Consider the following 25,839-nt stretch of genomic DNA (forward strand, 5'->3'; position numbering starts at 1 on the left):
CCCGGCACCCGCGCCCCGGCGCGCCTCGGTGTGTCCCGTCGCGCCTCCGCCATGCCCTGGCGAAAGGCGTTCAGAAAGGGCGGCATCACCGCGCGAGTTCCGGCGATGATCCGCATCAGACTTACGCGGGCGGCAATTCGCCACGACGCCGGTCAAGCATGCGCTCGATACGGCGAGAGATATGTGAGCCTTCACAACCGGCCATGACAGGCGGCCACCCGCGTCGGCGCGTGCGGGTAAGCCGGCCTGCCGTAAAGAATGGCGCGTTGAATGGTAAATATCAGGACGCGCGCCGCAGCGACGCGGCGATGGCGGCGGCGGCCGCGCCCGGGTCCGCGGCGCCCGTGATGGGCCGTCCGATGACGAGCAGGTCGGCTCCGTCGGCCAGCGCCTGCTCGGGCGTGGCCACCCGCATCTGGTCCTGCGTGGCGGCCCCCGTGGGCCGCACTCCGGGGGTGATGAGCGTGATCCCCGCACCCACTTCGCGCCGCACCGCCGCCACCTCGTTCGGCGAGCACACCAGCGCCGTGGCCCCCGCCGCCACCGACAGGGCCGCCAGGCGGCGTACGGCGTCGTCGGCGGGCCCCGCGAGCCCGATGCGGTCCAGGTCCTCCTCGGTGAGCGAGGTGAGGATCGTCACAGCCGCGATCATGGTGTTGGGCGCCGACTCCACGGCCGCCCTGATCATGGCGGAGCCGCCGGCGGCGTGCACCGTGAGGATCGCGGGCCGCAGCCGGGCCACCGCGCGGGCGGCCCCGGCGACGGTGTTGGGGATGTCGTGCAGCTTCAGATCGAGGAAGACCTGCACGCCGCTGGCGCCGCGCACCGAGGCGATCACGTCGGGGCCGTAGCGCAGATAGAGCTCCAGGCCCACCTTCACCGTGCTGACATGAGGCGTCACCAGCGCCGCCCACCGGGCTGCGGTCTCCAGGTCGGGCGCGTCGAGGGCGACGGCGATGGGTGCGGGGGTCAAGAGACGCTCCCCTGGCTATCGGCGCGGACAGGTGCTTGGTTCAAGACGTGCTCTCCTGGAAGTCTTGCGGAGACGGGCTCGGAAGTCGGGACACGGACAGGTGAGGACACCGAAGGCGCGGCACGGACGCCGCGCGGCGCCGGCCGGCGGTCAAGGCGTGCTCCCTTCGGTGTCGACGAGCAGGTGCCGGGGGGCACTCCCCGGCGGGCGGTGCGCCAGGCCGACGGCGTCGGCCAGCCGCTGGAAGCCGCGGGCCCTCAGAAGGTCCTCCAGCTCGCGTTCGATGCGCAGGCAGGCATAGGGGTCGTGGAACAGCGCGGTGCCCACTCCGACCACACAGGCGCCCGCCAGGACGAGCTGGAAGGCGTCCCTGCCGCTCATCACGCCCCCGATGCCGATCAGGGGCACTCCGGGGAGCGCGGCGTGGACCTGCCACACGCACCGTACGGCCAGCGGCAGGATGGCCGGCCCCGACAACCCTCCGGTGACGGCGGCGAGCGAGGGCCGCAGCGCCTCGGTGTCGATGGCCATGCCGAGCGGATTGTTGATCATGGACAGCGCGTCGGCCCCGGCGTCCACGCACGCCCGCGCGACCGAGACGATGTCGGCCACGTCCGGCGCGAGCTTGGCGATCACCGGCACGTCGTAGCGCATGATGGAGCGCACCGAGGCGATCACCTCGGCCGCCGCCGAGCCCTCGCGGGCGAAGACCCGGCCGCGGTCCTCCATGTTGGGGCAGGACAGGTTGACCTCCAGCGCGGTCACCCCGGGCGCGTCGGCGAGCCTGCGGGCCAGCTCGGAGTATTCGGCGACGGTGCCCCCGCCGATCGAGACGATGGTCTTGACGCCCCGCTGGGCCAGCCAGGGCAGCTCCCGCTCCAGGAACGCGTCGATGCCGGGCCCCTGCAGCCCGACGGCGTTCAGCATGCCCGAGGGCGTCTCGGCCATGCGGGGGGTGGGCCGGCCGGCCCGCGGGGCCATGGTGATCGAGCGGGTCGTGAGCGCTCCGATCCGGTGCAGGTCGAAGAACTGGGCGAGCTCCTGCCCGGAGGCGGCGCAGCCGGCGGCCGTGGTGATCGGGTTCACGAGCTCCACATGCGCCAGGAATGTCCGCATATCAACTGACATGTCGTGCACCGCCTCCGGGGGCGCCGAGCGCGTCGAACGGGATCGTTCCCACGTCCTCGAAGCGCACCCGCTCCCCCCGGAACACCGGCCCCTCGGCGCACGCCCGGACCATCCTGGTCACCCCGTCGTCGCCGATGACGGGCAGCACGCACGTCATGCACACCCCGATCCCGCAGGCCATCGACTCCTCGACCGCCACCTGCACCGGGATGTCGAACTCCATCGCCACCGCCGTCACCGCCCGCAGCGCGTCCATGGGCGCGCAGGCGTAGACGGCGTCGGCCCGCGTGTCGGCGATGACCGCCGGCAGCGCGTCGGCGACCTTGCCGCGCACCCCGAGTGAGCCGTCCTCGGTGGTCAGCGTCGTGGTCTCGGCCATCCTGCGGGCCCGCATCGCCCCGAACACCCGCTCGGCCCCGGCCGCGCCCAGCACGAAGTCGACCCGGCAGCCGCGCGCCAGCAGCGCGTCGGCCAGCGGGAACAGCACGGCCGAGCCGTACTCGGAGCCGACGAGCACGCAGTTGACGGGGTCGCGCGGCAGCGGGAAGGGCCGGCCGAGCGGGCCGACCAGGTCGAGCGTGTCACGGGCGCGCCGCTCGGCCAGCCAGGCCGTGCCGGGCCCGCCGGCGGTGAAGACCAGCTCGACCGTGCCGCCGTAGTCGGACTTGACGTCGTGGATGGAGAGCGCGCGGCGCGTCACCATCGAGGTGTGCGCCCCGCCGACCGCCACGGAGACGAAGTGACCGGGGCGGTAGCGCTCGGCTATGCCGGGCGCCACCACCGTCAGCGCATGGTAGGCGTCGACCCGGCGCGTCGTCAGCACCGTGCCCGTCACCTGCACCGGAGTGCCGGCCAGCCGTCTTCACCTCCCGTGCGGGGTCAGCCCCGGAGTGCCTGTGCGTGCTCCTGCAGCGACCGTACGCCGATGTCGCCCCGCACGATCGCCTGGATGCCGGCCGCCGCGGCGGCGAGTCCCGCGACCGTGGTGATGCACGGGATGCCGCGCTGCACCGCGGCGGTGCGGATGTCGTAGCCGTCGAGCCGCGGGCCCGACTGCCCGGGGCTGCCGAAGGGCGTGTTGACGATCAGGTCGACCTCGCCGTCGAGAATGGCCTGCACACTCGTGGGCTCACCTCCGGGACCCGTCCCCTCGCTGTGCTTTCGCACGATCTTGGCATGGACGCCGTTGCGGCGCAGCACCTCGGCCGTGCCCTCGGTGGCCAGGATCTCGAACCCGAGATCCGCCAGCGCCTTCACAGGGAAGATCATCGCACGCTTGTCCCGGTTGGCCACGGACACGAACGCGCGTCCCTTGGTCGGCAGTTCGCCGTAGGCGCCCGCCTGGGACTTGGCGTAGGCGACCCCGAAGAACTCGTCGATGCCCATCACCTCGCCCGTGGAGCGCATCTCGGGCCCCAGGACGGTGTCCACGCCGCTGAACCGGTTGAAGGGCAGCACGGCCTCCTTGACCGCGATGGAGGCGTCCAGGGGCAGCGTGCCGCCGTCGCCGGTGGCGGGCAGCATGCCCTCCTCCCGGAGCGAGGCGATCGACGTGCCGAGCATCACCCGGGCCGCCGCCTTGGCCAGCGGCACCGCCGTGGCCTTGGACACGAACGGCACCGTACGGCTGGCGCGCGGGTTGGCCTCCAGGACGTACAGGACGCCGGCCGACATGGCGTACTGGACGTTCAGGAGCCCGCGCACGCCCACCCCGGCGGCGATGGCCTCGGTGGCGGCGCGGATGCGCTTGATGTCGAGGCTGCCGAGCGTGATGGGCGGCAGCGCGCACGCCGAGTCGCCGGAGTGGATGCCGGCCTCCTCGATGTGCTCCATGACGCCGCCCAGGTAGAGCTCCGTGCCGTCGTAGAGCGCGTCCACGTCGATCTCGATGGCCTCGTCGAGGAACTTGTCGACCAGCACGGGATGGCCGCCCTCCTGGGCCGCCATGTAGGTGGTGAGCGTCTCGTCGTCGTAGACGATGGCCATGCCGGCCCCGCCCAGGACGTAGGAGGGGCGCACCAGCACCGGGTAGCCGATCTCCTCGGCGATGGCGAGGGCCTCGGCGACGGTCAGCGCGGTGCCGTGCTTGGGCGCGGGCAGGCCGGCCTCGGCCAGGACGCGGCCGAACGCGCCGCGCTCCTCGGCCAGGTGGATGGACTCGGGCGAGGTGCCGACCACGGGCACCCCGGCGTCCTTCAGCGCCTGCGCCAGGCCCAGCGGCGTCTGGCCGCCGAGCTGCACGATCACGCCCGCGACGGGGCCGGTCTCCTGCTCGGCGTGCACGACCTCCAGGACGTCCTCCAGGGTGAGCGGCTCGAAGTAGAGCCGGTCGGAGGTGTCGTAGTCGGTCGAGACGGTCTCCGGGTTGCAGTTGACCATGACGGTCTCGAACCCGGCCCTGGACAGCTCGAACGAGGCGTGCACGCACGCGTAGTCGAACTCGATGCCCTGCCCGATGCGGTTGGGCCCGGAGCCGAGGATGATCACCTTCTGCCGCTCGCCGTAGGGGACCTCGTTCTCCTCGTCGTAGGTGGAGTAGAGGTAGGGCGTCTTGGCGGCGAACTCGGCGGCGCACGTGTCGACGGTGTTGTAGACCGGCCGCAGCCCGAGCGCGTGGCGCAGGTCGCGGACCCTGGCCTCGTCGATGCCGCGGATCTCGCCGATCTGCACGTCGCTGAACCCGTGGCGCTTGGCGCGCTCCAGCACCTCGGCGGTGAGCTCGGGCGCGCCGGCCACCTCCCGCGCCTCCTCGTCGAGGAGGAAGAGCTGGTCGAGGAACCAGGGGTCGACGTGGGTCGCCTCGAACAGCTCGGCGGCCGTGGCGCCCGCCCTGATGGCCTGCTGCATCGTCCGCAGCCGCCCGTCGTGCGGGATGCGGCACGCGGCCAGCAGCTCGGACTTGTCGGAGATGTCGCCTGCCCACGAGAAGGAGGAGTTCTTCTTCTCCAGCGACCGCAGCGCCTTCTGCAGCGCCTCGGGGAAGGAGCGGCCGATGGCCATGGCCTCGCCCACGGACTTCATGTGCGTGGTGAGCGTCTGGTCGGCGCCCTTGAACTTCTCGAACGCGAACCGCGGCACCTTCACCACGATGTAGTCGAGCGTCGGCTCGAAGGAGGCCGGGGTCTCCTTGGTGATGTCGTTGGGGATCTCGTCGAGCGTGTAGCCGATGGCCAGCTTGGCCGCGATCTTCGCGATCGGGAACCCGGTCGCCTTGGACGCCAGCGCCGAGGACCGCGACACGCGCGGGTTCATCTCGATGACGATCATGCGGCCGCTGGCGGGGTCGACCGCGAACTGGATGTTGCAGCCGCCCGTGTCGACGCCGACCTCGCGGATGACCGCGATGGCGACGTCGCGCATGTTCTGGTATTCGCGGTCGGTCAGGGTCAGCGCGGGCGCGACCGTGACGCTGTCGCCGGTGTGCACGCCCATCGGGTCGATGTTCTCGATGGAGCAGACGATGACCACGTTGTCGCGCTTGTCGCGCATGACCTCGAGCTCGTACTCCTTCCAGCCGAGGATCGACTCCTCCAGGAGCACCTCGGTGGTCGGCGAGGCGTCGAGCCCGGCGCCGGCGATGCGCCGCAGATCACTCTCGTCGTAGGCGAACCCGGAGCCGGCGCCGCCCATGGTGAACGACGGCCTGACCACCACGGGGTAGCCCAGCTCCTTGGCGCCGGCCAGGCAGTCCTCCATCGAGTGGCAGATGACCGAGTTGGCCGACTCGGCGTTGAAGCCGTACTCGCGGGCCACCTTGGCGACGATCTGCTTGAACCGCTCGCGGTTCTCGCCCGCCTGGATCGCGTCGAAGTCGGCGCCGATGAGCTCGACGCCGTACTGCTCCAGCACGCCCGACTCGTGCAGCGCGACCGCCGTGTTGAGCGCGGTCTGGCCGCCCAGGGTCGGCAGCAGCGCGTCGGGGCGCTCCTTGGCGATGATCTTCTCGACGTACTCGGGGGTGATCGGCTCGATGTACGTGGCGTCGGCGAACTCGGGGTCCGTCATGATCGTCGCCGGGTTGCTGTTGACGAGGATCACGCGGAAGCCCTCGTCCTGCAGCACCCGGCACGCCTGGGTGCCGGAGTAGTCGAACTCGCACGCCTGACCGATCACGATCGGCCCGGAGCCGATCACCAGGACGGAGTTGATGTCCTCACGCTTGGGCACGGCTCATGACCTCACAGAACTCGTCGAAAAGGTATGCGGCGTCGTGGGGCCCTGCGGCGGCCTCCGGGTGGTACTGGACGCTGAAGGCGCGCCCGTCGAGCAGGCGCAGCCCCTCCACGCAGCGGTCGTTGAGGTTGACGTGGCTGACCTCGGCCTGCCCGTACGGGGTGTCGAACGGCCCGTCGAGCGGCGCCTCGACCGCGAACCCGTGGTTGTGGGCCGAGATCTCCACCTTCCCGGTGCGTACGTCCTGAACCGGCTGGTTGACCCCCCGGTGCCCGTAACGCAGCTTGTAGGTGGAAAGGCCCAGGGCCCGCCCGAAGATCTGGTTGCCGAAGCAGATGCCGAAGAACGGGATCCCGGCCTCCAGCACCTGGCGCAGCGCCGTGACGTCCACCGTGGCGGGGTCGCCCGGGCCGTTGGACAGGAACACGCCGTCCGGCTCGACGGCCATGATCTGCTCGTACGTCGCGTGCGCCGGCAGCACGTGCACCTCGCAGCCGCGCTCGGCCATCCGGTGCGGCGTCATGCCCTTGATGCCCAGGTCCACGGCCGCGACCGTGAACTTCTTGGCGCCGATCGCCGGCACCACGTAGGGCTCGGCCGTGGCCACCTCGGCGGACAGGTCCGCGCCCTCCATGCGGGGGGCGCTGCGCACCCGCTCGACCAGCTCCTCGACCGGCACGGACGGCGCGCTGAAGATGCCGGCGCGCATGGCCCCGCGCTCGCGCAGGTGGCGGGTGAGCGCGCGGGTGCCGGTGATGGCGATGCCGACGACGCCCTGCTCCTTGAGGTAGTCGTCCAGCGAGCGGTTGGCCCGCCAGTTGGAGACCACCCTGGAGGGCTCGCGCACGACGTAGCCGGCGACCCAGACACGGGAGGACTCGGGGTCCTCGTCGTTGACACCGGTGTTGCCGATGTGGGGCGCCGTCATCGCGACGATCTGCCGGTGGTAGGACGGGTCGGTGAGGGTCTCCTGATAGCCGGTCATGCCGGTGTTGAAGACCATCTCGCCGAACGTCTCACCTTCGGCGCCATAGGGAGTTCCGTGGAAGACGCGGCCGTCTTCCATGACGAGCACCGCTGAGTTCAAACCAGCTTCCCTTCAAGAACGGTCGGCCTGCCGCGCAGGAACGTGGCCACTACCCTGCCGGGCAACGTCATCCCCTCGTAAGGGGTGTTCCTGCTCTTGGACGCGAAGGCCGACGGGTCCACCTTGGTGCGGGCGGACGGGTCGTACAACGTGATGTTGGCGGGAGAGCCGGCCTCCAGGGGCCGGCCATGCCCTGCGAGGCGGCCGATGAGCGCGGGCACCACGGACATGCGCTGGGCCACGCCGGCCCAGTCGAGCAGCCCGGTCTCGACCATGGCCTCCTGGACCACGCTGAGCGCGGTCTCCAGCCCGACCATGCCCATGGCCGCGGCCGACCACTCGGTCTCCTTGTCCTCGACCGGGTGGGGGGCGTGGTCGGTGGCGACGATGTCGATCGTGCCGTCGGCCAGCGCGGCCCGCAGGGCCTCGACGTCGGCGCGGGTGCGCAGCGGCGGATTGACCTTGTAGATGGGGTTGTAGGCGCCGACCGGCGACTCCTCGACGAGGTCGTCGGTGAGCAGCAGGTGGTGCGGGGTGACCTCGGCGGTGATGTTCCAGCCCTTGGACTTGGCCCAGCGCAGGATCTCGACCGAGCCGGCCGTGGAGACGTGGCAGACGTGCAGCCTGGAGCCGACGTGGGCGGCCAGGAGGCAGTCCCGGGCGATGATCGCCTCTTCGGCGACCGCGGGCCAGCCGGTCAGGCCGAGCCTGCCGGAGACGACGCCCTCGTTCATCTGGGCGCCGGAGGTGAGCCTGGGCTCCTGGGCGTGCTGGGCGACGACGCCGTCGAACGCCTTGACGTATTCCAGGGCGCGGCGCATCAGCACGGCGTCGTCGACGCACTTGCCGTCGTCGGAGAAGACGCGCACGCGGGCGGCCGAGTCGGCCATCGCGCCCAGCTCGGCGAGCTGCCGGCCCTCCAGCCCGACGGTGACGGCGCCGACCGGGTGCACGTCGCAGTGGCCGAACTCGCGGCCGAGCCGCCACACCTGCTCCACCACGCCCGCGGTGTCGGCGACGGGCGAGGTGTTGGCCATGGCGTGCACGGCGGTGTAGCCGCCCCTGGCCGCCGACTGGGTGCCGGTCTGCACGGTCTCGGCGTCCTCGCGGCCGGGCTCGCGCAGGTGGGTGTGCAGGTCCACCAGGCCGGGCAGCGCGATCGCGCCCGCGGCGTCGATCTCCTCGGCGCCCTCCAGCCCCGGCCCGATCTCCGCGATCACCCCGTCGGAGATCCGGAGGTCGACCGGCTCCCCGCCCAGGATCCTGACATTGCGAATGATCATGCGATCTCTCCCCCGAGGAGCAGGTACAGGACGGCCATGCGGATGGTCACGCCGTTGGCGACCTGCTCCACGATCGTGGAGCGCGCCGAGTCGGCCACCTCGGCCGCGATCTCCATGCCCCGGTTCATCGGCCCCGGATGCATGACGATGGCGTCCTCGGGCATCTTGGCGAACCGGTCGCGGTCGAGCCCGTACCGGCGGGAGTACTCGCGCTCGCTGGGGAAGTACGCGGCGTTCATCCGCTCCTTCTGCACCCGCAACATCATCACGACGTCGGACTTGGGCAGCACGCCGTCGAGGTCGTAGGAGACCTCGCAGGGCCAGGTGCCGATGGAGACGGGCACCAGCGTGGGCGGCGCGACCAGCGTCACCTCGGCGCCCAGCGTGTGCAGCAGCAGCACGTTGGAGCGGGCGACCCGGCTGTGCAGGACGTCGCCGACGATGGTCACCTTGCGGCCTTCGAGGCCGCCCAGGCGGCGGCGCATCGAGAAGGCGTCGAGCAGCGCCTGCGTGGGGTGCTCGTGGGTGCCGTCACCGGCGTTGACGACGCTGCCGCGCACCCAGTTGGCCAGGCGGTGCGGCGCGCCGGAGGCACTGTGGCGGATGACGACCGCGTCGGCGCCCATGGCCTCCAGGGTGAGCGCGGTGTCCTTGAGCGACTCGCCCTTGGACACGCTCGACCCCTTGGCCGAGAAGTTGATCACGTCGGCGGACAGCCGCTTGGCCGCCGCCTCGAACGAGATGCGCGTGCGGGTGGAGTCCTCGAAGAACAGGTTGACCACCGTGCGCCCGCGCAGCGTGGGCAGCTTCTTGATGGAACGTTCCGAAACTCTCGCCAGCTCCTCCGCGGTGTCGAGGATGAGCAGCGCGTCGTCCCTGGACAGGTCTCCGGCGGAGATCAGGTGCCGGTTCACTGGGCGTCCCCCTTCATGAGGAGGACGGCGTCGCGGCCGTCGATCTCCTGCAGATAGACCTTGACCTTCTCGCTCTTGGCGGTGGGGAGGTTCTTGCCCACGTAGTCGGCGCGGATGGGCAGCTCGCGGTGGCCGCGGTCGACCAGCGTGGCGAGCTGCACGGCGGTGGGCCGGCCGAGGTCGTTGAGCGCGTCCAGCGCGGCGCGCACGGTGCGGCCCGAGTAGAGGACGTCGTCCACGAGCACGACGATCTTGCCGTCGATGCCGTCGGGCGGCAGGTCGGTGCGGCCGAGCGGCCGGACGGGCCCCCGCCGCAGGTCGTCGCGGTACATCGTGATGTCGATCGAGCCGACGGGGATCTTGACCCCTTCGAACTGCTCGATGCGGTCGCCGAGCCGGCCGGCCAGCGTCGCGCCGCGGGTGGGGATGCCGAGCAGGACGACATCGCCGGCGCCCTTGGTACGTTCGAGGATCTCGTGCGCGATCCGGGTCAGCGCACGGTGGATGTCCGGAGCCTCCAGAACGGCCCTGGATTCGGACATGGCGAATCTCACCACCTTTCCCGCCTCACGGGACGGGTCTTAAAAGGGTGTTGGTCGGGACACACAGTACCAGGGCCCACCAGGTACAACGCGAGCGGCCTCGCGTGCCGTGCACCTGGTCTTGATCGGGTAATTTCCCGGTTCGCCCCTGTGTCAAGGGGCTTCCGGCCGGGCAGGTCCCCGGGCGGTCGCCCGGCGACCGATTTCCGGCCCGCCATGCCATTCGCCCTTTTTAAGGGGAATACAGCGAAGATGACATTCCACGTCGATTCCGAGGTCGGTCGTCTGCGCCAGGTCCTGCTGCACAAGCCCGAGCTGTCGCTGAAGCGGCTGACCCCCACCAACAAGGACGCGTTCCTCTTCGACGACGTGCTGTGGGTGCAGCGCGCGATGGAGGAGCACGAGGAGTTCCAGCGGGTGCTGCGCGAGCGCGGCGTCCGCGTCCACCTGCTGTCCGACCTGCTCGAAGAGACGGTCGGCATCCCCGAGGCGCGCAAGCACATCCTGGACGCGGTCATCGACGAGCGCTGGCTCGGCCCCGTGGCCATCGACGACATCCGCAACACGCTCGACGGCATGGCCCCCGAGACGCTGGCGGTCTACCTGACGGGCGGCATCACCAAGCGCGAGCTGGCCGAGCTGGGCTGCGCCCCCGAGTCGGTGACCTTCCACACCACGGCCGGCGACGACTTCATCCTGCCGCCGCTGCCCAACCACCTGTTCACCCGCGACACCTCCTGCTGGATCTACGGCGGCGTGTCGATCAACGCGATGAAGAAGAAGGCCCGCATGCGCGAGACGGTCAACATGGAGGCCGTCTACAGGTATCACCCGATGTTCGCCGGCGGCTTCGACCGCCCCGAGGACGGCGGCTTCCACTGCTGGCTGCCCGGCCGGTCGGTGGCCCCGGCCACCATGGAGGGCGGCGACGTCCTGGTTCTCGGCCGGGGCGCGGTGCTGATCGGGATGAGCGAGCGCACGCAGCCGCCGGCGGTCGAGATGCTGGCGCGGCGGCTGTTCAGGGCCCGCGCCGCGACGCGGATCGTGGCGCTCGACATGCCGAAGGCGCGGGCGTTCATGCATCTGGACACCGTGATGACGATGCTGGACGTCGGGGTGTTCACCAAGTACGCGGGCATCGGCATGCTGCCCGCGTACACGATCGAGCCCGGCGGGACGGACAAGGAGCTCAAGGTCACCGACCATCCGCCGGAGGACATGCACCAGGCCATCGCCCACGCGCTGGACCTGGCCGCCATCACCGTCCTGACACCCACGCAGGACGTGTCCGCCGCCGAGCGCGAGCAGTGGGACGACGGGTGCAACGGCCTGGCGCTGGCGCCGGGCGTGGTCGTCGCCTACGAGCGCAACACCACCACCAACAACTATCTGCGGGACAACGGGATCGAGGTCATCACGATCAGGGGCAGCGAGCTCGGCAGGGGACGCGGCGGGCCGCGGTGCATGAGCTGCCCGCTCGAGCGTGAGGGCGTCTAGGGAGGTCGCATGCGGGTCATCGTCGCCTTGGGCGGCAACGCGGTGCTCAGGCGCGGCCAGCGGCCGGACGCCGGCGCCCAGTTGCGCAACGTCCGCGCGGTCGCCGTCACGCTCGCCCGGCTGGCCGGGCGGCACGAGCTGGTCATCACCCACGGCAACGGCCCGCAGGTCGGCCTGCTGGCGGTGCAGAGCGCCGCCGACCCCGGCCTGAGCGGGCCCTACCCGTTCGACACGCTCGTCGCGCAGACGCAGGGCATGATCGGCTACTGGCTGCAGCAGGCGCTGCAGAACGCGCTGCCGGGCCGGCAGGTCCTCGCCCTGGTCACGCAGACGCTGGTGTCGGCCGTGGACCCGGCCTTCGAGGAGCCCGCCAAGTTCGTCGGCCGGGTCTACGAGCGGGACGAGGCGGAGAAGCTGGCCGGCGAGCACGGCTGGACGGTCCGGCAGGACGGTCCCCACTGGCGGCGCGTCGTCCCCTCCCCCGCCCCGCAGCGGGTCGTGGAGACCCGCCTGATCCGCAAGCTGAGCCGCGAGGGCGTGGTCGTGGTCTGCGCGGGCGGCGGCGGCGTCCCGGTCGTCCGCGACGAGCACGGCCGGCTGACCGGCGTCGAGGCGGTCATCGACAAGGACCTGACGTCCGCGATGCTGGCCGAGGCGCTGGAGTGCGACGCGCTGCTGATCCTCACCGACGTGCCGAGGGTCATGCGCGGCTTCGGCACGCCGCACCAGACGGAGATCGCCCACACCACGCCGCACGAGCTGCGGGCCATGGAGTTCCCCGCCGGGTCGATGGGGCCGAAGGTCGCGGCGGTGTGCCGGTTCGTGGAGAGCACGGGCGACATGGCCGCCATCGGGCGGCTCGACGAGGCCGAGCGCATACTCGACGGCTCAGCGGGCACGATCGTCACACCCAACGGCAGATGGCCGCTGACGAGCACGCTGTAGGGGGTGTCGGATGACGCTGGCCGGACGGCTCTTCCGTACCAAGCCCACCGACCGCATCGTGGCCGAGGGCGGGCAGGGCGAGGGCGGCGAGTTGCGGCGGACGATGTCGCTGTGGCAGCTCACCCTGTTCAGCGTGGGTGCCACGCTGGGCACCGGGATCTTCGTCATCCTCGGGCAGGCGGTGCCCAAGGCGGGGCCGGCGGTGGTGCTGGCGTTCGTGCTGGCGGCCGTCACGGCGCTGTTCTCGGCGCTGTCGTACGCGGAGCTGGCCGGGACGATCCCGGTGTCCGGCTCGTCGTATTCCTACGCGTACGCGACCCTGGGCGAGCTCGTGGCGTGGATCTGCGGCTGGTGTCTCATGCTGGAGTACGCCGTGTCGGTCGCGGCCGTGGCCGTGGGCTGGGGCGAATACCTCAACGCGTTCCTGCGCTCCCTGTTCGGCTTCACGCTGCCCGACGCGATCACCCGCTCCCCCGGCCAGGAGGGCGGCGTGGTCAACGTCGCCGCGATCGTCATCGTGCTGCTGGCGACCTGGCTGCTGCTGTACGGCGCCTCGGAGAGCGCCACCGCGAACGCGGTGTTCGTGCTGATCAAGGTCGCGGTGCTGGCGTTCTTCTGCGTGGTGGCCTTCAGCGCGTTCCAGGCCGGCAATTTCGCGCCGTTCGCCCCCATGGGGGTGGCGGGGATCACGGCGGCGGCCTCCCAGGTCTTCTTCTCCTACATCGGCTTCGACGCCGCCTCCACCGCCGGCGAGGAGGCCAAGAACCCCAAGCGCGACCTGCCCCTGGCCATCCTGTTGTCGCTGGCCATCGTGACCACCGTGTACGTGCTCGTGGCCCTGGCCGCCGTCGGCGCGATGCCGTGGAGCGACTTCGATCCCGAGGGCACCGAGGCGAGCCTGTCCCACATCGCCGACCTGGCCGTCGGCGCCACCTGGCCCGGCCTGATCGTCTCCTTCGGCGCGGTCATCGCCATCGCCAGCGTCGTGCTGACGGTCATCTACGGCCAGACGCGCATCCTGTTCGCGATGTCCCGCGACGGGCTCATCCCCCGCGTCTTCCAGCGCGTCAACCCGCGCCGTCAGGTTCCCGTCGCCAACACCCTCATCGTGGCCCTGTTCATCTCGGTGCTGGCCGGGCTGGTGCCCCTCGGGCAACTCGCCGAGGCGACCAGCATCGGCACGCTGTTCGCCTTCGCCATCGTCAACATCGGCGTCCTCGTCCTGCGTTACCGCAGTCCCGAGCTGCCGCGCACCTTCCGCACGCCGTTGTTCCCCGCCACGCCGGTGCTCGGCACGATCTTCTGCGTCGTCGTGATGGCGGGGCTGGCCGGGGTGACCTGGGCGGCGTTCGGGTTGTGGATGCTCTTCGGACTGCTCTGTTACTTCCTGTACGGCTATGGCCATTCGCGGCTGAACGCCGAGGTGCGTGAATGAGACTCGACAACGTTCTGGCCGGATTCATCTCCGAGCCCCGGGGCCGCGACGGGCTGGCCCTGGCCGTTCTCGTCAAGGAGCAGGCGCACGCGCGCCTGACGGTGGCGACCGTGCAGCCGCCCGTCTGGTCGGCGCCGGGGCCCGCCCGGGCCGACGAGAGCGCGTGGCGCGCCTTCCTGCGCGAGCAGGCGGAGGCGACGCTCGCCCAGGCGCGCGAGCTGGCGGGCGGCGACGCCGAGTACCTCGTGCACACCAACAAGGGCAGCGGGCGCGGGCTGGTGGAGCTGGCGCGCAAGCGGAGCTCGGACGTGGTCGTGATCGGCTCGGCGCCCCGCGGGGTCAGGGGCCGCATCACCGTCGGCAGCACCGCCGACCAGCTCCTGCACTCCTCCTCCGTGCCGGTGCTGCTGGCGCCGCGCGGCTACGGCGACCAGCGGCCCGCCGCCTTCGAGCGCCTCACCGTCGCCTACCGCCGGGGCCCCGGCTGCGACGCGGCGGTCAAGGACGCGGCCAGGACGGCGGTCGCGCTCGACGTCCCGCTGCGCCTCGTCACGCTCGTGGTCAGCGGCGGCCGGCGGGCCGGGATCGAGGAGGAGATGGTGTTGCGCCTGCGCGACCAGGCGGCGAACGACCTGCGGGTGGCGGCACGCGGGCAGTCGCGGCGGCTGCCCGTGGAGGTCGAGGTGCTGGAGGGCCGCACCGTCGCACAGGCACTGGGCGGGACCTCGTGGCTCCCCGGCGAAATGATCATATGCGCTTCCAGCGCGACCGGGCCACTCAGGCGGGTCTTCCTCGGGGACACCTCGATCAAGATCGTACGGGCGGCGACCCGTCCCGTCATGATTCTCACCAGGCAGACCTGACACGCCGCAATCCCTCGTCAAACTATGACGAAGTCCTGTTACCAGTGGGACATCAGGGGTCTTTGTGGCGTTCCCTACCGGACCGGATTCGGCATCTTTTTTCCAATCAGCTTGACCTTAGGCGTCCACCCCTTTACCGTCACTGTGCGTAACCACACCTCGCGGCGTTCTGGGGTAAACCCAGAGCCCTGGCTACCGATGGTGCCGAGCCTGGCACCTAACCCCCCGGTGGCTCGGGCATACGCCGCAAGGGAGCACAATCTACTAAGAGCGCTACATACGAGAGCCGGGGGGCCACACGATGCCGTCTGAGTACGCAAAGTCGCTGGGTGCACGACTCCGTGCCATCCGCACCCAGCAGGGGCTTTCCCTGCATGGAGTCGAAGAGAAGTCGCGCGGCAGGTGGAAGGCCGTGGTCGTTGGCTCCTATGAGCGCGGCGACCGAGCGGTGACCGTGCAGAAGCTTGCCGAGCTTGCCGACTTCTACGGGGTGCCCGTCTCCGAGCTGCTGCCGGGTGGCGCCGCCCCCAGCCCGCTCGGGCCGACACCGAAACTTGTCATCGACCTGGAGCGCCTGGCCACCCTGCCGAAGGAGAAGGCGGGGGCGCTGGCCCGCTACGCCGCCACCATCCAGAGCCAGCGTGGCGACTACAACGGCAAGGTCCTGTCGATCCGGCAGGAAGATCTGCGTTCCCTTGCCGTGATCTACGACAAGTCGCCGAGCGAGCTGACCGAGGAGCTCATCAGTTGGGGCGTGCTGGACGCCGAGGCGCGCCGCGCCGTCGAGTCGTTCTGAGATCTTACGTCTGAGGTCCGATGACCTGACGACGTGCCGTTTCGAGGTGGCCCGTCGAACGGCGCCGTCCAGGTCGTCATGGTGCGAAGGACGTCCGTTCCGGAGACGCATGCAGGCTCCGGGACGGGCTTTCGCGGTTTGACCTTTTCGACGAGGCCCGCGAGAGCAGGGCCCGTCGGCACCGCGCGCATGCGTGCGAAGCGCCCGTTCGCGCCTGCTGGACGGCGTAGGCGCCTTCCGCCGCCGCGCCCTCCGGGGACCGGGCCGTGCCCGCGCCGGTTATCTTCTCCGGTCGCCAGAGCACTGTTAACGTGGATTTATGCGCCTTTAGTGGGCGAGGGCACGAGCGGGGGTGGTTGCCATGACCAGTGCCCGGGAGATCAGGGATGACATCATCAGCGCGTTCAACCATCATGACGTTGAAGGCATCCTTCGATTCTTCGCCGATAACGCCGTCCTGGTCTCGCCGACGGGCATGGCGGAGGGACACGAGCAGATCGGCTGGTATTTCGGCCATTTCTTCGCGGGTTTTCCCGACCTGAGGTTCACCGCCTGGAGCAAACCGGTGCTGGACGATCCCGCGGTCACCGAGTACATGCTGACCGGGACTCACGACGGGCCCTTCCTGGCCTCGGACGGCAGGATGCTGCAGCGGACCGGACGCCACGTCGCGGTCCGCGGCGTGTCGGTGGCCTCCGTCGAGAACGGCATGATCATCACAGACCGCGACTACTACGACCAGTGGGAGCTCTACAGCCAGCTGGGCGTCTCACTCCCCAGCAAAGAGATGGCCTGACACCACATCGCCCATCGGTCCGGGCAAAGCGCTTGGACGTGGCGTCCGGGCTGCGCAACCCATCGGTCCGGGCAAGGCGCTGCGACGCGGGGATCCGGGCCGCGTCGGCGCTCCTCGACGCGCGGCCGGCTCCTGGTGGGTGGCGGGTCAGCCTGCCATGGGGACGTCCACTGGCAGTTGTGGCTGGCCCGGCACGCCGAGAAGGTCTTCGATCGTGGAGACGAACGTCTCCGCCTCGGCCAGGATCTCGTCGGCGTCGGCCGCGCTGACCCCGCGGACCATGCCCGCCTCCGCGGCGGCGCGCTTGGCGGCGCTCACCGAGAAGTAGGCGGCCCACTCGGCCAGGTGCGGCTCGGCCTCGGGCAACAGGTCCCATGCGCTGCGCAGGCGACGCCTGCGGCCTTCCGCAGGACGCGGGCGGGCGGCCAGCATCGCCGCCGCCGCTCGCAGGGCCGCCAGGTGTGCTGCCACATATCGGGATGCCGGGGTGCGGGAATGGGCCGCCTCCGCCAGGCAGGAACGTGAATCCGTCAAGTGTGCCCGAACCGCAGGCGACAGCCGGGGCCCGGGGGTGTCTCTAGGCCTGGATGCCATCTCTTGCGCGCCTCCTTGGAGTCGTGGGCGGCGGCCGGCGTCTCCGCCGGTGGAGTCAACACTTGCAGACGCCACCGACAGTTCCGCCGGGCTGGCCGGACGAGGAGCTTCCCCTCACCCCGTCCGGCCAGGACACGCCCGCCCGTCTCCGCCGACGACGAGGACGCGCCCTTCGCCCGTGGCCCTGGCCGCGGGCATCGCTTGGGGAAGCGAACGGCCCGCGACCAGGTCCTCATGACGTTGAGCCGCGAGCCTCACCGTCACTACGTCGAACATAATTTCGATCACGCTCGGTGTCAACCGATTCCACGAACACAGGTTCGATGACCATGGGCTCAAATGATCGTCCCGGCGCCGCACAACGGATAATCGATGCCTGAGGTCCCCGACGTCAGGGCCGCCGAGACGCGCCTCAGGGAGCGGAGATGGCCCCCGACGGGCAAAGGTTCACGGCGCGGCGGACGGCGTCCTCCAGCTCCTGCGGCGGCGTCTCCTGCAGCAGCAGGACCGTGCCGTCCTCCTCGCTCTGGTCGAACACCTTCGGCACGGTCAGCGCGCACATGCCCGCCCCGATGCACACCGTTGTATCTGCCTTGATTTGCATGGTGACCTACCAAGTGACAGGGAGGCGGTGCACTCCGTAGATGCTCATGTCCGAGCGCATCGGCACCTCCTCCGGCGTTACGGCCAAGCGTAGGCCAGGGAAGCGGCGCAGCAGCGCAGGGTAGCCGATGCGCATCTCGGTGCGCGCGAGCTGTTGTCCCAGGCACTGGTGGATGCCGTGGCCGAAGGTCAGGTGGCCGCCGGCCGGCCGGGTGAGGTCGAGGTGTTCGCCGCCGGCGAAGCGGGCGGGGTCGCGGTTGGCGGCGGGCAGGTGGAGGGTGACCGCCTCGCCCGCCTTGATGAGGTGGCCGTCGATCTCGACGTCGGCCGTCGCGGCGCGTACCGGGCCGAGGTGGATGATCGTGAGGTGGCGGAGCAGCTCCTCGACGCCGTTGTCCACCGACGACGGGTCGTCCCGCATGACGGCGAGCTGGCCGGGGTTGGCCAGCAGCGCGTACGTCCCCAGTCCGAGCATGTTGGCGGTCGTCTCGTGCCCGGCCAGCAGCAGCAGGAAGGCGACCCCGGTGAGCTCCTCGTCGGTGAGCTCACCGCTCTCGATGAGCCCGCAGAGCAGGTCGTCGGCCGGCTCCTCGCGCTTGCGCCGGATGAGGCCCAGCAGGTAGGCCGAGACCCGCCCGAGGGCCGCCAGCACGTCGTCGACCGCGGTCTCCAGGTTGAACAGGATCTTGGAGTCCTCCTGGAACTGGCGGCGGTCCTCGTACGGCACGCCGAGCAGCTCGCAGATCACCAGCGAGGGGATCGGCAGCGCGAACGCCTCGACGAGGTCCACCGGGCCGCCGGTGGCGGCCATGGCGTCCAGGCAGGCGTGGGTGATCTCCTCGATCCTGGGTTCGAGCAGCTTCATCCTGCGTACGGTGAACTGCCCGGTGAGCAGCTTGCGGTACCGCGTGTGCTCAGGCGCGTCCATCCGCAGGAACATCCCCGGCGGCGTCACGAACTCGCGCGCCCTCCCCAGGGCCGCCCTGCCGGGGATGGGCGGATGCGTCAGCTCCGGCCGGTTGCTGAACGCGGGGTGGGCCAGCACCGCGCGGGCGGCCGCGTAGCCGGTCACCAGCCAGCCCTGGTGCCCGTCGGCGTAGGTCATGCGGTGCATGGAGGCTTGCCGCCGCAGCCGCGCGACTTCCTCCGGCGGGTCGAACGGGCGCTGCCGGACCATGGGAAAGGTCAGTTCGGACATGTTGCGGCTCCTTTCCGAGCTCGCCCTCCAGAAAACCTCATCCAATGCAAAATTTCAATCGATGAAAAACATAACGGCGTGCAGTAGAGTTCCGGCATGGTGGGACTGCGGGAGCGCAAGAAACTGCGCACACGCCGGGCGCTGATCGAGGCGGCGCTCCAGCTTTTCGACGAAAAGGGCTTCGAGGAGACCACGCTGGCGGAGATCGCGGCGGCGGCCGACGTCTCGACGCGTACGTTCTTCAGCTACTTCGCCAGCAAGGAGGACGTGGTCTTCCACGACTCCCAGCACCGGATGGACCTGGCCGTCACCTTGCTGACCCACCGGGCGCCCGGCGTGTCGCCCGCCGACCTGCTCCTGCGGATCGTCGACGAGAGCTTCGACTGGTCCACGACGCAGGACGGGCTCACGATCGAGGACACGGAGCTGCGGATCCGGCTCGTCCTGACGGAGCCGACGCTGCAGGCCCGGGCGCTGCACCTGCTGTTCGACAGCCAGCTCAAGCTGGCGCGGGCGCTGCACGAGGCGTACGCCGACCAGCTGACCCTGGTCGACGCGGCCGCGGCGGTGGGCGCGCTGATCGGCGGGGTCAAGCTGGCCGTGGTGGCCAACCTGGGCGACGACAGATCGCTGGAGCAGGTCTGGGGCACGGCCAGGCGCGCCGCCGAGGTCACGCTGGCCGGGTTGCGCTCTCTCGGCTAGCCGGCGCCGTCGTCTCCCGGCCGGATGGCGGAAGAGGTGTGCCTTTTGAGAAGGTGGATCTTCGCGAGGGGGAAGGGAGAGCGGATGGGGGACAGCGGCCGGCGGCGTGCGGCCGGGCTCGTCCTGCTGGCGCTGGGGCCGGTGCTGGCGGGGGCGTACGCGGGGGTCAACCGCGTGGCCGTCCGGCTGGCCTCGCAGGCGCAGGTCGCGGGCCCGGGATGGGAGGGCGGCCGGGTCGGGGCCGACGGGCTGACGTCGCTGGGCGTGGACACGTGGCGGCTGGTCTGGTGGACCGCCGCCTTCGTCGGCGTCCTGGCACTGGCCTTCGTCGTCATCGGCGTGCTCCTGCGGCGGCCCCGGCGCGGCCGTACGCTCCTCCTCGTGCTCTCGGGCGTGCTCATCGTGCCGTACGCCGTCGCGTTCCTGGCCACGCTGATCAATCCCGTACGGCTCCTGGCGCGGCTCTACGACGCCGCCGACTTCGCGAACGGCATCCCGTCGTGGCAGCCGGGCACGGCCTTCCTGCTGCTCGCGGCCGGTCTGTCCCAGGCCGCCGGCCTGTCACTGGTGGCCGGCGAGGGCAAACGCGCGGCGGCGACATAGGCGTGGACGGTCAGGGCTGGAGCCCCGTCTTCACCGCCGCCGCGATCAGGTCGCGCACCGGGCGCGGCGCGTCCAGGAACGCGGGCAGGTCGCTCCGCCCCGCTTCGAGCAGGCCCGCGTTGACGTTGGCGAATATCGAGATCGTGTGCCCCGCCTGGTACGGCTCCAGCTCCGCCAGCGTCGGCCGGGCGAGCCCGACCGGCACCGTCTGATACTCGACGGGCCGCCCGAGCACGTCGGCCAGCACCTCCGCGAGCTCGCGCCCGCCGACCGCGCCCAGCCCCTCCAGCTCGTACGTCTCCCCCTCGTGCCGGCCCGGCACGCCGGCCACCAGATCGGACCAGGTCTCGGCCGCCACCCGCACGGCCACGGCGGCCAGGTCGTCACGGGCCACGACGGAGATCCGCCCGTCCCCGAGCGGCGCGGGGAACACTCCGCTCTCGGCCGCGACCGCGGCGCCCGACAGCGCGATCCCGGCCGCCAGTTCGGCGTACAGGCCGTTGCGCAGCACGGTGACGTCGAAGGGCGCCTCGGCCAGGCGCGCCTCGGTCCACCGGTGCGCGAGGGCGATGGTGAGCCGGTCGCCGGAGCCGGCCAGGCTGGTGTAGATCACGTGCCTGACGCCCGCCTCGGTGGCCGCCCGCACCACGGCGCCGTGCCGGGCCAGCACGACGTCGTCCTCGGCGTACCCGGCGGACACGAACACCAGCACCGTCGCGCCCGCGAACGCCTCCCTCAGCGTCTCCGGCCGGTCGAAGTCGGCGTGGCGCACCACCGTGCCGTCCCCCGAGCTGCTGGCTCCGATCACCTCCTGCACGCCGGCGGCCCGCAGCCCGTCGAGAATCGATCCGCCCAGCGCTCCGGACACGCCCGTGACAACGATCATTTGGACACCCCATAGTGTGGATCCGCAAGTGGACGGCCCCCATCATGGGCGCGGTCCTGCGCCCGCCGTAAGGAGGCACTTCCATGTCAGTCGCGCACACGGCGGTAACCCCCCAGGCCGGCGGGCCGTGCGGGGATGACGACTGCGGGATTCGCGACGTGCTCGACCGCATCGGCGACAAGTGGACGGTGCTGGTGATAGTGGAGCTGAGCAAGGGGGTGCGGCGGTTCAGGGAGCTGCAGCGGGCGATTCCCGGCATCTCCCAGCGCATGCTGACGCTGACGACGCGGCGGCTGTGCCGGGACGGGCTGGCCGAGCGTACGGCCTACCCGACGATTCCGCCGCAGGTCGAATACCGGCTGACGCCGATGGGCCACAGCCTCGCCGGCGCCGTCGAACGGCTGGCGAACTGGTCGCGGGAGTACAAGGACGCCATGGCGGACGCCCGCGACGACTGGGACGCCGCCCATCCCGGCGACGACTGACCGGGACGGGCGCGCGAGCGGTCAGCGCCTGAACTTGCCCCGCACGTACACCGGCACGCCCTTGCCCAGCATGCCGGGCAGCACTTCGGCCACGTTCATCGGCATGCGCACGCATCCGTGCGACGCCGGGGAGAGCGGCACCGACAGCGCCCCGTGGAAGGCGATCCCGCCGTTGAAGAAGATCGGGTTGTACAGCTCGCCGAGGTAGGACTTGTGCCATCCGCTCGCGCGCCACGTCGTCCTGAAGTTGCCGGTCGGCGTGCCGGCCGAGCCGCAGAAGCGCTGCTCCTTGCCCTGCCACGTCGCCGTCTCGCAGTAGGGGATGCCGCTGCCCGACGACACGTGGGTGATCAGCTCGGGCTTGCCGCCGACGTACAGGACCATGATCTGCTTGGTCAGGTTGACCTCGGCGCGGGTCGGCTTGCCGTTCTTGACCAGGACCTTGGGGAGCGCCGGGGTCTCCAGGGCCGCCCACGTGCGCTTGGCGACGGTGCTGGTCGGCTTGATGTCGTTGACCTTCTGGAACGCCCACACCGCCGTGAGCGTCGTGCCGCCGTACCGGCCGTCGGCCTTGCCCGGCCGGTAGCCGAGCTCGGTCAGGCGGCGCTGCAGCCAGGTGACGGACTTGCCCTTGGCGCCCAGTTTCAGCGTCTTGCGCGGAGCCGCGACCGTGGCGGCCGGGCCGGACTGCGCGGCGGCGGCGGTCCGCGTCGCGGCCGGTGTGGGGAGCGGCGGGGTGGCGGCCGGGGCCCGGGTGATCGTGACGGGCGACGAGGAACGTACGCCGTCCGGCGTCTGCGTGCCGCAGCCCGCGACGATGACGGCGCCGGCCGTCAGAAGAGCAGCCATACCGGGCAGCCGTCGACGCCCCACCCAAACCACCTCTCATACCACTAAGTAACAGATCAGAGGACCCTACACCACACACCATGAACCAGTAATCAATCGGGCAATCTGTTTAGATTGTCGCCATGCTTGAGAAGTTGCCGGCTAATGCCGTCGTTGTTGAGTCCGCGCTGCGCGAACGGGGCGCCACCGGGGAGATCGTGGTGCTGCCGGAGAAGGCGCCCACGGCGGCGACCGCCGCCGCCCAGGTGGGGTGCGCGGTCGGAGCCATCGCCAACAGCCTGATCTTCGACGCCGACGGCGACCCGCTGCTCGTGCTGACGAGCGGGGCGCACCGCGTGGACGTGGAGCTCATCGCCCGTACGGCGGGCGTCCAGCGGGTACGCCGCGCGACGCCGGAGTTCGTCAGGGTGGCCACCGGCCAGCCGATCGGCGGCGTCGCCCCGGTCGGGCACCCCGCGCCGGTGCGGACCTTGGTGGACACCTGGCTGAGCAAGCACGAGGTGGTGTGGGCGGCGGGCGGGCATCCGCTGACGGTGTTCCCGACGACGTTCGACGAGCTCGTGCGGATCACGGGGGGCACGCCGGTGGACGTCGAGTAGTGTGCGACGGGTGATCGAGTTTCGCGGAGCGGGTCCGGCCGAGTTCGGCAAGCGGCTGGACACGGTGATCGACATATACGCGGCCGCCATGAACCCGCCCGCGGATCAGATCGGCGGCCGCAAGGCCATCATGCGGAATCACGGGACATATCCCTATTTCCAGTGCTATTTCGCAGAATTGCGCGATATATCCCCAGAAACCGGTCAGCCGACACCCCGCATCGCCGGCTTCGCCTACGGCTTTCGCGGCGCGCCCGGCCAGTGGTGGCACGACGTGGTCCTCAGGGCGCTGACGGAGCGCCTGGGCGAGGAGGCGGCCGACGCGTGGCTGGGGCACGCGTTCGAGCTGGCCGAGATCCACGTCCACCCCGACTACCAGGGCAAGGGCATCGGCCGCGCCATGATCACGACGCTGTGCGCCGGCCGCCGCGAACGTTCGGCCCTGCTGTCCACGCACGACCAGCCCACGGCCGCCCGGCACCTGTACGCCAGCATGGGCTTCACGGACCTGCTGTCGCAGTTCGTCTTCCCCGGCGGCTACGAGAACTACGCGATCGCCGGCCGGCCGCTGCCGCTCACCTGAGCGTTACTCCTGATGAAGCCGTGACTCCTGGGTTTGCTCCGGCATGACCGCGGGCATCTTTCATAACAGAAAGTAACCGCTCTTTTACGCGTCGGCTACCGTCCCCTGCCCGTCACCCGCCCGGTCCCCCTGCGGACGGGTGGCGGGCCTTCTCCCCCGACGCCACCCGGTCGCCGTGGCCTCGGGTCAGGCGGACAGTGCCACCCGGTCGAGACGCTGGAAGACCTCTCGCGTCGCGCTCGACCGGTTGAACGTGATGAAGTGGATCCCCGGCGCGCCCTCGTCCAGCAGCCGCTGACACAGCTCGGCGCCGTGGTCGATGCCCAGCCGCCGCACCGCCGCCGGATCGTCCGCGACCTCTGCGAAGCGGGCCGCGATGTCCGGCGGGAACGGCGCTCCCGAGAGCTGCTCCGAGCGCGCGATCGTGCTCATCTGGGTGACCGGCATGATGCACGGGATGATCGGCGTCTCGCAGCCCTGGGCCGCCACCCGGTCGCGCAGCCGCAGGTAGTCGTCGGCCTGGAAGAACATCTGCGTGATCGCGTAGTCGGCGCCCGCCGCGCACTTGCGGACGAAGTATTCGGTGTCGGACTCGATGGACGGCGAGCGCGGGTGCTTGTAGGGGAAGGCGGCCACGCCGACGCAGAAGTCGCCCGCCTGCCTGATCAGCCGCACCAGGTCCTCGGCGTAGAGCACGCCCTCGGGGTGCCGCACCCAGTCGGCCGACGGGTCGCCGGGCGGGTCGCCGCGGACGGCCAGGATGTTGCGCACCCCGGCGTCGGCGAAGCGCCCCACGAGGTGGCGCAGCTCGCGGATCGAGTGGTCGACCGCGGTGAAATGCGCCACAGGCGTCAAAGTCGTGTCGTGGGCGATCCGCTCCACGATGTCGACCGTGCGGTCACGGGTGGAGCCGCCGGCGCCGTACGTCACCGACACGAACGTCGGCCGCAGCGACTCCAGCTCCCTGATCGCCCGCCAGAGCTGCCTCTCCCCCTCGTCGGTCTTCGGCGGGAAGAACTCGAAGGAGAATGTCCGGCCACCGGCGGCGAGCATGTCGCGGACGGTGGGAACACGATCGGGCCGGATGGAGGGTCGACCAAGCGCCATGGTGCAAGGTTACCGCCACATCGCCGGAACCGGCCGCCATAGATCGGCCTGCAGATCCGAGCTCGCTCACCTGGCCACTAGTCTCAAGACATGACCACTGACGCCGCCGGCATGAGCACCCTGCGCACGCAGGTGGAGCGTGCCCTCGGAGACTTCGTCGACCGCCAGCTGCCCGCCTCCGGCGATTCCGAGCTGGCACCGCTGCGCACGGCCGCCGACGAGCTCCTGTCCGGCGGCAAGCGGCTGCGGCCGGCGTTCTGTTATTGGGGCTGGCGCGGTGCCGGCGGCACGGACGTGCCCGAGATCTTCACCGCGGCCGCCTCGCTGGAGCTGCTGCAGGCGAGCGCGCTCGTGCACGACGACGTGATGGACAAGAGCGATCTGCGCAGGGGGATGCCGTCGGCGCACCGCCGCTTCCAGGCGCTGCACGAGAAGTCCGCCTGGTACGGCTCCGCGGAGCAGTTCGGCGAGGGCGCGGCCATCCTGCTGGGCAACCTGCTGCTGGTGTGGTCGGGCGAGATGTGGCGCACCAGCGGCCTGCCGCGCGAGTCGCTGGACGCCGCCCAGCCCGTGCACGATCACATGCGCACCGAGCTGATGTGCGGCCAGTACCTCGACCTGCTGGAGCAGGCGCACGGGGAGAACACGTTCGAGTCGGCGCTGCGGGTGGCGCTGTTCAAGAGCGGCAAATACTCGGTGGAGCAGCCGCTCAGGCTCGGCCTGGTGCTCGCAGCCGGGGAGCTCGCGCCGTGGATGGACGAGCTGTGCACCGGCTACGGGCGGCGGGTCGGGATCGCCTTCCAGCTCCGGGACGACATCCTGGGGGTGTTCGGGGACCCGGCGCAGACGGGCAAGCCCGCGGGAGACGACCTGCGGGAGGGCAAGCGCACCATGCTCGTCGCCCGCACGCTGGCCGGGGCCACCCCGGACGACGCGGAGACCGTGCGGCGGCTGCTCGGGGATCCCGGGCTGGACGAGGACGGTGTGGAGACGCTGCGGCGGATCATCGACGACAGCGGGGCCCTGCAGGAGTGCGAGGACCTGATCGGCGGCTATCTGGACCAGGCGCTGGCCGCGCTCGACGAGGCTCCTGTCACGCCCGGCTCCAGGACCGCCTTGACGGAGCTGGCCATCGCCGCCACCTCCCGCAAGACCTGACCTCCGCACGCCGCTTCCGGGCAGGCCGGACAGCGGACAG

The 25,839-nt window shown here is 70.8% G+C and carries 26 protein-coding genes; 12 read left to right on the forward strand and 14 right to left on the reverse strand.

Annotated elements, in window-relative coordinates:
• Positions 1-280: 280 nt before the first annotated feature.
• The 8 genes from pyrF to pyrR form a co-directional block, all read right to left on the reverse strand.
• Positions 281-973: an orotidine-5'-phosphate decarboxylase gene (gene pyrF / locus ACWD0F_RS08090; protein ID WP_449873202.1), complete on the reverse strand. Its 693-nt coding sequence runs from the start codon at positions 971-973 to the stop codon at positions 281-283.
• Positions 974-1,123: 150 nt separating this feature from the next.
• A complete protein-coding gene (locus tag ACWD0F_RS08095; RefSeq protein ID WP_449873203.1) occupies positions 1,124-2,101 on the reverse strand; it encodes a dihydroorotate dehydrogenase in 978 nt (325 codons plus the stop codon).
• Positions 2,091-2,957, reverse strand: a complete 867-nt coding sequence (locus tag ACWD0F_RS08100) for a dihydroorotate dehydrogenase electron transfer subunit (RefSeq protein ID WP_449873572.1) — start codon at positions 2,955-2,957, stop codon at positions 2,091-2,093. The genes ACWD0F_RS08095 and ACWD0F_RS08100 overlap by 11 nt, the downstream gene beginning before the upstream one ends.
• Positions 2,958-2,980: 23 nt before the next feature.
• The gene (carB, locus tag ACWD0F_RS08105) at positions 2,981-6,268 is read right to left on the reverse strand and encodes a carbamoyl-phosphate synthase large subunit (protein ID WP_449873204.1); all 3,288 of its coding nucleotides are present in this window, start codon (positions 6,266-6,268) and stop codon (positions 2,981-2,983) included.
• A complete protein-coding gene (carA, locus tag ACWD0F_RS08110; protein ID WP_449873574.1) occupies positions 6,255-7,340 on the reverse strand; it encodes a glutamine-hydrolyzing carbamoyl-phosphate synthase small subunit in 1,086 nt (361 codons plus the stop codon). Before carA ends, carB begins: the two co-directional genes overlap by 14 nt.
• 17 nt (positions 7,341-7,357) lie before the next feature.
• Positions 7,358-8,644 carry a dihydroorotase gene (locus ACWD0F_RS08115; RefSeq protein WP_449873205.1) on the reverse strand — a complete coding sequence of 429 codons (1,287 nt, stop codon included), beginning with the start codon at positions 8,642-8,644 and terminating at the stop codon, positions 7,358-7,360.
• On the reverse strand, positions 8,641-9,558 hold the full coding sequence (locus tag ACWD0F_RS08120; protein WP_449873206.1) for an aspartate carbamoyltransferase catalytic subunit: 918 nt from the start codon (positions 9,556-9,558) through the stop codon (positions 8,641-8,643). Before ACWD0F_RS08120 ends, ACWD0F_RS08115 begins: the two co-directional genes overlap by 4 nt.
• Positions 9,555-10,100 carry a bifunctional pyr operon transcriptional regulator/uracil phosphoribosyltransferase PyrR gene (pyrR, locus tag ACWD0F_RS08125; RefSeq protein WP_449873207.1) on the reverse strand — a complete coding sequence of 182 codons (546 nt, stop codon included), beginning with the start codon at positions 10,098-10,100 and terminating at the stop codon, positions 9,555-9,557. Before pyrR ends, ACWD0F_RS08120 begins: the two co-directional genes overlap by 4 nt.
• Before the next feature lie 252 nt (positions 10,101-10,352).
• Between pyrR and ACWD0F_RS08130 the strand changes: the two genes are divergently transcribed.
• The 6 genes from ACWD0F_RS08130 (at position 10,353) to ACWD0F_RS08155 (ending at position 16,432) form a co-directional block, all read left to right on the forward strand.
• Positions 10,353-11,597: an arginine deiminase gene (locus ACWD0F_RS08130; protein ID WP_449873208.1), complete on the forward strand. Its 1,245-nt coding sequence runs from the start codon at positions 10,353-10,355 to the stop codon at positions 11,595-11,597.
• Between the two features lie 9 nt (positions 11,598-11,606).
• Positions 11,607-12,542: a carbamate kinase gene (arcC, locus tag ACWD0F_RS08135; protein WP_449873209.1), complete on the forward strand. Its 936-nt coding sequence runs from the start codon at positions 11,607-11,609 to the stop codon at positions 12,540-12,542.
• Positions 12,543-12,552: 10 nt separating this feature from the next.
• Positions 12,553-13,977 (forward strand): amino acid permease, encoded by a 1,425-nt coding sequence (locus ACWD0F_RS08140; RefSeq protein WP_449873210.1) that lies wholly within the window; start codon positions 12,553-12,555, stop codon positions 13,975-13,977.
• The gene (locus ACWD0F_RS08145; RefSeq protein ID WP_449873211.1) at positions 13,974-14,840 is read left to right on the forward strand and encodes a universal stress protein; all 867 of its coding nucleotides are present in this window, start codon (positions 13,974-13,976) and stop codon (positions 14,838-14,840) included. The genes ACWD0F_RS08140 and ACWD0F_RS08145 overlap by 4 nt, the downstream gene beginning before the upstream one ends.
• Positions 14,841-15,141: 301 nt before the next feature.
• Positions 15,142-15,636: a transcriptional regulator BldD gene (gene bldD / locus ACWD0F_RS08150; protein ID WP_026214021.1), complete on the forward strand. Its 495-nt coding sequence runs from the start codon at positions 15,142-15,144 to the stop codon at positions 15,634-15,636.
• 361 nt (positions 15,637-15,997) lie between these two features.
• Entirely contained in the window at positions 15,998-16,432 is a 435-nt protein-coding gene (locus ACWD0F_RS08155) for an ester cyclase (RefSeq protein WP_449873212.1), read from the forward strand.
• Positions 16,433-16,579: 147 nt separating this feature from the next.
• Here the strand turns inward: ACWD0F_RS08155 and ACWD0F_RS08160 are convergent, their stop codons facing one another.
• The 3 genes from ACWD0F_RS08160 to ACWD0F_RS08170 form a co-directional block, all read right to left on the reverse strand.
• Positions 16,580-17,026 carry an SAV_6107 family HEPN domain-containing protein gene (locus tag ACWD0F_RS08160; RefSeq protein ID WP_449873213.1) on the reverse strand — a complete coding sequence of 149 codons (447 nt, stop codon included), beginning with the start codon at positions 17,024-17,026 and terminating at the stop codon, positions 16,580-16,582.
• Between the two features lie 412 nt (positions 17,027-17,438).
• On the reverse strand, positions 17,439-17,630 hold the full coding sequence (locus ACWD0F_RS08165; RefSeq protein ID WP_449873214.1) for a ferredoxin: 192 nt from the start codon (positions 17,628-17,630) through the stop codon (positions 17,439-17,441).
• A 6-nt stretch (positions 17,631-17,636) separates the two neighbouring features.
• The gene (locus tag ACWD0F_RS08170; RefSeq protein ID WP_449873215.1) at positions 17,637-18,827 is read right to left on the reverse strand and encodes a cytochrome P450; all 1,191 of its coding nucleotides are present in this window, start codon (positions 18,825-18,827) and stop codon (positions 17,637-17,639) included.
• Positions 18,828-18,923: 96 nt separating this feature from the next.
• Between ACWD0F_RS08170 and ACWD0F_RS08175 the strand changes: the two genes are divergently transcribed.
• Both ACWD0F_RS08175 and ACWD0F_RS08180 read left to right on the forward strand, forming a co-directional pair.
• Entirely contained in the window at positions 18,924-19,529 is a 606-nt protein-coding gene (locus tag ACWD0F_RS08175; RefSeq protein ID WP_449873216.1) for a TetR/AcrR family transcriptional regulator, read from the forward strand.
• 84 nt (positions 19,530-19,613) lie between these two features.
• Entirely contained in the window at positions 19,614-20,132 is a 519-nt protein-coding gene (locus tag ACWD0F_RS08180; RefSeq protein ID WP_449873217.1) for a hypothetical protein, read from the forward strand.
• 10 nt (positions 20,133-20,142) lie between these two features.
• Here ACWD0F_RS08180 and ACWD0F_RS08185 read toward each other — a convergent pair whose 3' ends face one another.
• On the reverse strand, positions 20,143-21,018 hold the full coding sequence (locus ACWD0F_RS08185; RefSeq protein ID WP_449873218.1) for an NmrA family NAD(P)-binding protein: 876 nt from the start codon (positions 21,016-21,018) through the stop codon (positions 20,143-20,145).
• Between the two features lie 83 nt (positions 21,019-21,101).
• Here ACWD0F_RS08185 and ACWD0F_RS08190 point away from each other — a divergent pair, with 83 nt between their 5' ends.
• Entirely contained in the window at positions 21,102-21,503 is a 402-nt protein-coding gene (locus tag ACWD0F_RS08190; protein WP_449873219.1) for a winged helix-turn-helix transcriptional regulator, read from the forward strand.
• Positions 21,504-21,524: 21 nt separating this feature from the next.
• On the opposite strand, the gene ACWD0F_RS08195 is transcribed toward ACWD0F_RS08190, so the two are convergent.
• The gene (locus tag ACWD0F_RS08195) at positions 21,525-22,352 is read right to left on the reverse strand and encodes a L,D-transpeptidase family protein (protein WP_449873220.1); all 828 of its coding nucleotides are present in this window, start codon (positions 22,350-22,352) and stop codon (positions 21,525-21,527) included.
• 122 nt (positions 22,353-22,474) lie between these two features.
• Between ACWD0F_RS08195 and ACWD0F_RS08200 the strand changes: the two genes are divergently transcribed.
• Together ACWD0F_RS08200 and ACWD0F_RS08205 are read left to right on the forward strand one after the other, a co-directional pair.
• Positions 22,475-22,951 (forward strand): YbaK/EbsC family protein, encoded by a 477-nt coding sequence (locus ACWD0F_RS08200; RefSeq protein WP_449873221.1) that lies wholly within the window; start codon positions 22,475-22,477, stop codon positions 22,949-22,951.
• A 10-nt stretch (positions 22,952-22,961) separates the two neighbouring features.
• Entirely contained in the window at positions 22,962-23,534 is a 573-nt protein-coding gene (locus ACWD0F_RS08205; protein ID WP_449873222.1) for a GNAT family N-acetyltransferase, read from the forward strand.
• 186 nt (positions 23,535-23,720) lie between these two features.
• Here ACWD0F_RS08205 and metF read toward each other — a convergent pair whose 3' ends face one another.
• Positions 23,721-24,641 (reverse strand): methylenetetrahydrofolate reductase [NAD(P)H], encoded by a 921-nt coding sequence (gene metF / locus ACWD0F_RS08210; protein WP_449873223.1) that lies wholly within the window; start codon positions 24,639-24,641, stop codon positions 23,721-23,723.
• 90 nt (positions 24,642-24,731) lie between these two features.
• Here metF and ACWD0F_RS08215 point away from each other — a divergent pair, with 90 nt between their 5' ends.
• The gene (locus ACWD0F_RS08215; RefSeq protein ID WP_449873224.1) at positions 24,732-25,799 is read left to right on the forward strand and encodes a polyprenyl synthetase family protein; all 1,068 of its coding nucleotides are present in this window, start codon (positions 24,732-24,734) and stop codon (positions 25,797-25,799) included.
• Positions 25,800-25,839 lie beyond the last annotated feature (40 nt).

The organism is Nonomuraea sp. NPDC002799, assembly GCF_053592075.1.

What these genes read in the sequence shown, in the direction of transcription:
- ACWD0F_RS08175 (WP_449873216.1), top strand. Translation starts at nt 18,924, where the DNA reads ATGGTGGGACTGCGGGAGCGCAAGAAACTGCGCACACGCCGGGCGCTG.
- ACWD0F_RS08095 (WP_449873203.1), bottom strand. Translation starts at nt 2,101, where the DNA reads ATGTCAGTTGATATGCGGACATTCCTGGCGCATGTGGAGCTCGTGAAC.
- ACWD0F_RS08170 (WP_449873215.1), bottom strand. Translation starts at nt 18,827, where the DNA reads ATGTCCGAACTGACCTTTCCCATGGTCCGGCAGCGCCCGTTCGACCCG.
- ACWD0F_RS08200 (WP_449873221.1), top strand. Translation starts at nt 22,475, where the DNA reads ATGCTTGAGAAGTTGCCGGCTAATGCCGTCGTTGTTGAGTCCGCGCTG.
- ACWD0F_RS08165 (WP_449873214.1), bottom strand. Translation starts at nt 17,630, where the DNA reads ATGCAAATCAAGGCAGATACAACGGTGTGCATCGGGGCGGGCATGTGC.
- ACWD0F_RS08145 (WP_449873211.1), top strand. Translation starts at nt 13,974, where the DNA reads ATGAGACTCGACAACGTTCTGGCCGGATTCATCTCCGAGCCCCGGGGC.
- ACWD0F_RS08140 (WP_449873210.1), top strand. Translation starts at nt 12,553, where the DNA reads ATGACGCTGGCCGGACGGCTCTTCCGTACCAAGCCCACCGACCGCATC.
- ACWD0F_RS08115 (WP_449873205.1), bottom strand. Translation starts at nt 8,644, where the DNA reads ATGATCATTCGCAATGTCAGGATCCTGGGCGGGGAGCCGGTCGACCTC.
- ACWD0F_RS08190 (WP_449873219.1), top strand. Translation starts at nt 21,102, where the DNA reads ATGTCAGTCGCGCACACGGCGGTAACCCCCCAGGCCGGCGGGCCGTGC.
- arcC (WP_449873209.1), top strand. Translation starts at nt 11,607, where the DNA reads ATGCGGGTCATCGTCGCCTTGGGCGGCAACGCGGTGCTCAGGCGCGGC.
- carA (WP_449873574.1), bottom strand. Translation starts at nt 7,340, where the DNA reads ATGGAAGACGGCCGCGTCTTCCACGGAACTCCCTATGGCGCCGAAGGT.
- bldD (WP_026214021.1), top strand. Translation starts at nt 15,142, where the DNA reads ATGCCGTCTGAGTACGCAAAGTCGCTGGGTGCACGACTCCGTGCCATC.
- ACWD0F_RS08180 (WP_449873217.1), top strand. Translation starts at nt 19,614, where the DNA reads ATGGGGGACAGCGGCCGGCGGCGTGCGGCCGGGCTCGTCCTGCTGGCG.
- ACWD0F_RS08215 (WP_449873224.1), top strand. Translation starts at nt 24,732, where the DNA reads ATGACCACTGACGCCGCCGGCATGAGCACCCTGCGCACGCAGGTGGAG.
- pyrR (WP_449873207.1), bottom strand. Translation starts at nt 10,100, where the DNA reads ATGTCCGAATCCAGGGCCGTTCTGGAGGCTCCGGACATCCACCGTGCG.
- ACWD0F_RS08130 (WP_449873208.1), top strand. Translation starts at nt 10,353, where the DNA reads ATGACATTCCACGTCGATTCCGAGGTCGGTCGTCTGCGCCAGGTCCTG.
- ACWD0F_RS08195 (WP_449873220.1), bottom strand. Translation starts at nt 22,352, where the DNA reads ATGGCTGCTCTTCTGACGGCCGGCGCCGTCATCGTCGCGGGCTGCGGC.
- ACWD0F_RS08155 (WP_449873212.1), top strand. Translation starts at nt 15,998, where the DNA reads ATGACCAGTGCCCGGGAGATCAGGGATGACATCATCAGCGCGTTCAAC.
- ACWD0F_RS08185 (WP_449873218.1), bottom strand. Translation starts at nt 21,018, where the DNA reads ATGATCGTTGTCACGGGCGTGTCCGGAGCGCTGGGCGGATCGATTCTC.
- ACWD0F_RS08160 (WP_449873213.1), bottom strand. Translation starts at nt 17,026, where the DNA reads ATGGCATCCAGGCCTAGAGACACCCCCGGGCCCCGGCTGTCGCCTGCG.
- metF (WP_449873223.1), bottom strand. Translation starts at nt 24,641, where the DNA reads ATGGCGCTTGGTCGACCCTCCATCCGGCCCGATCGTGTTCCCACCGTC.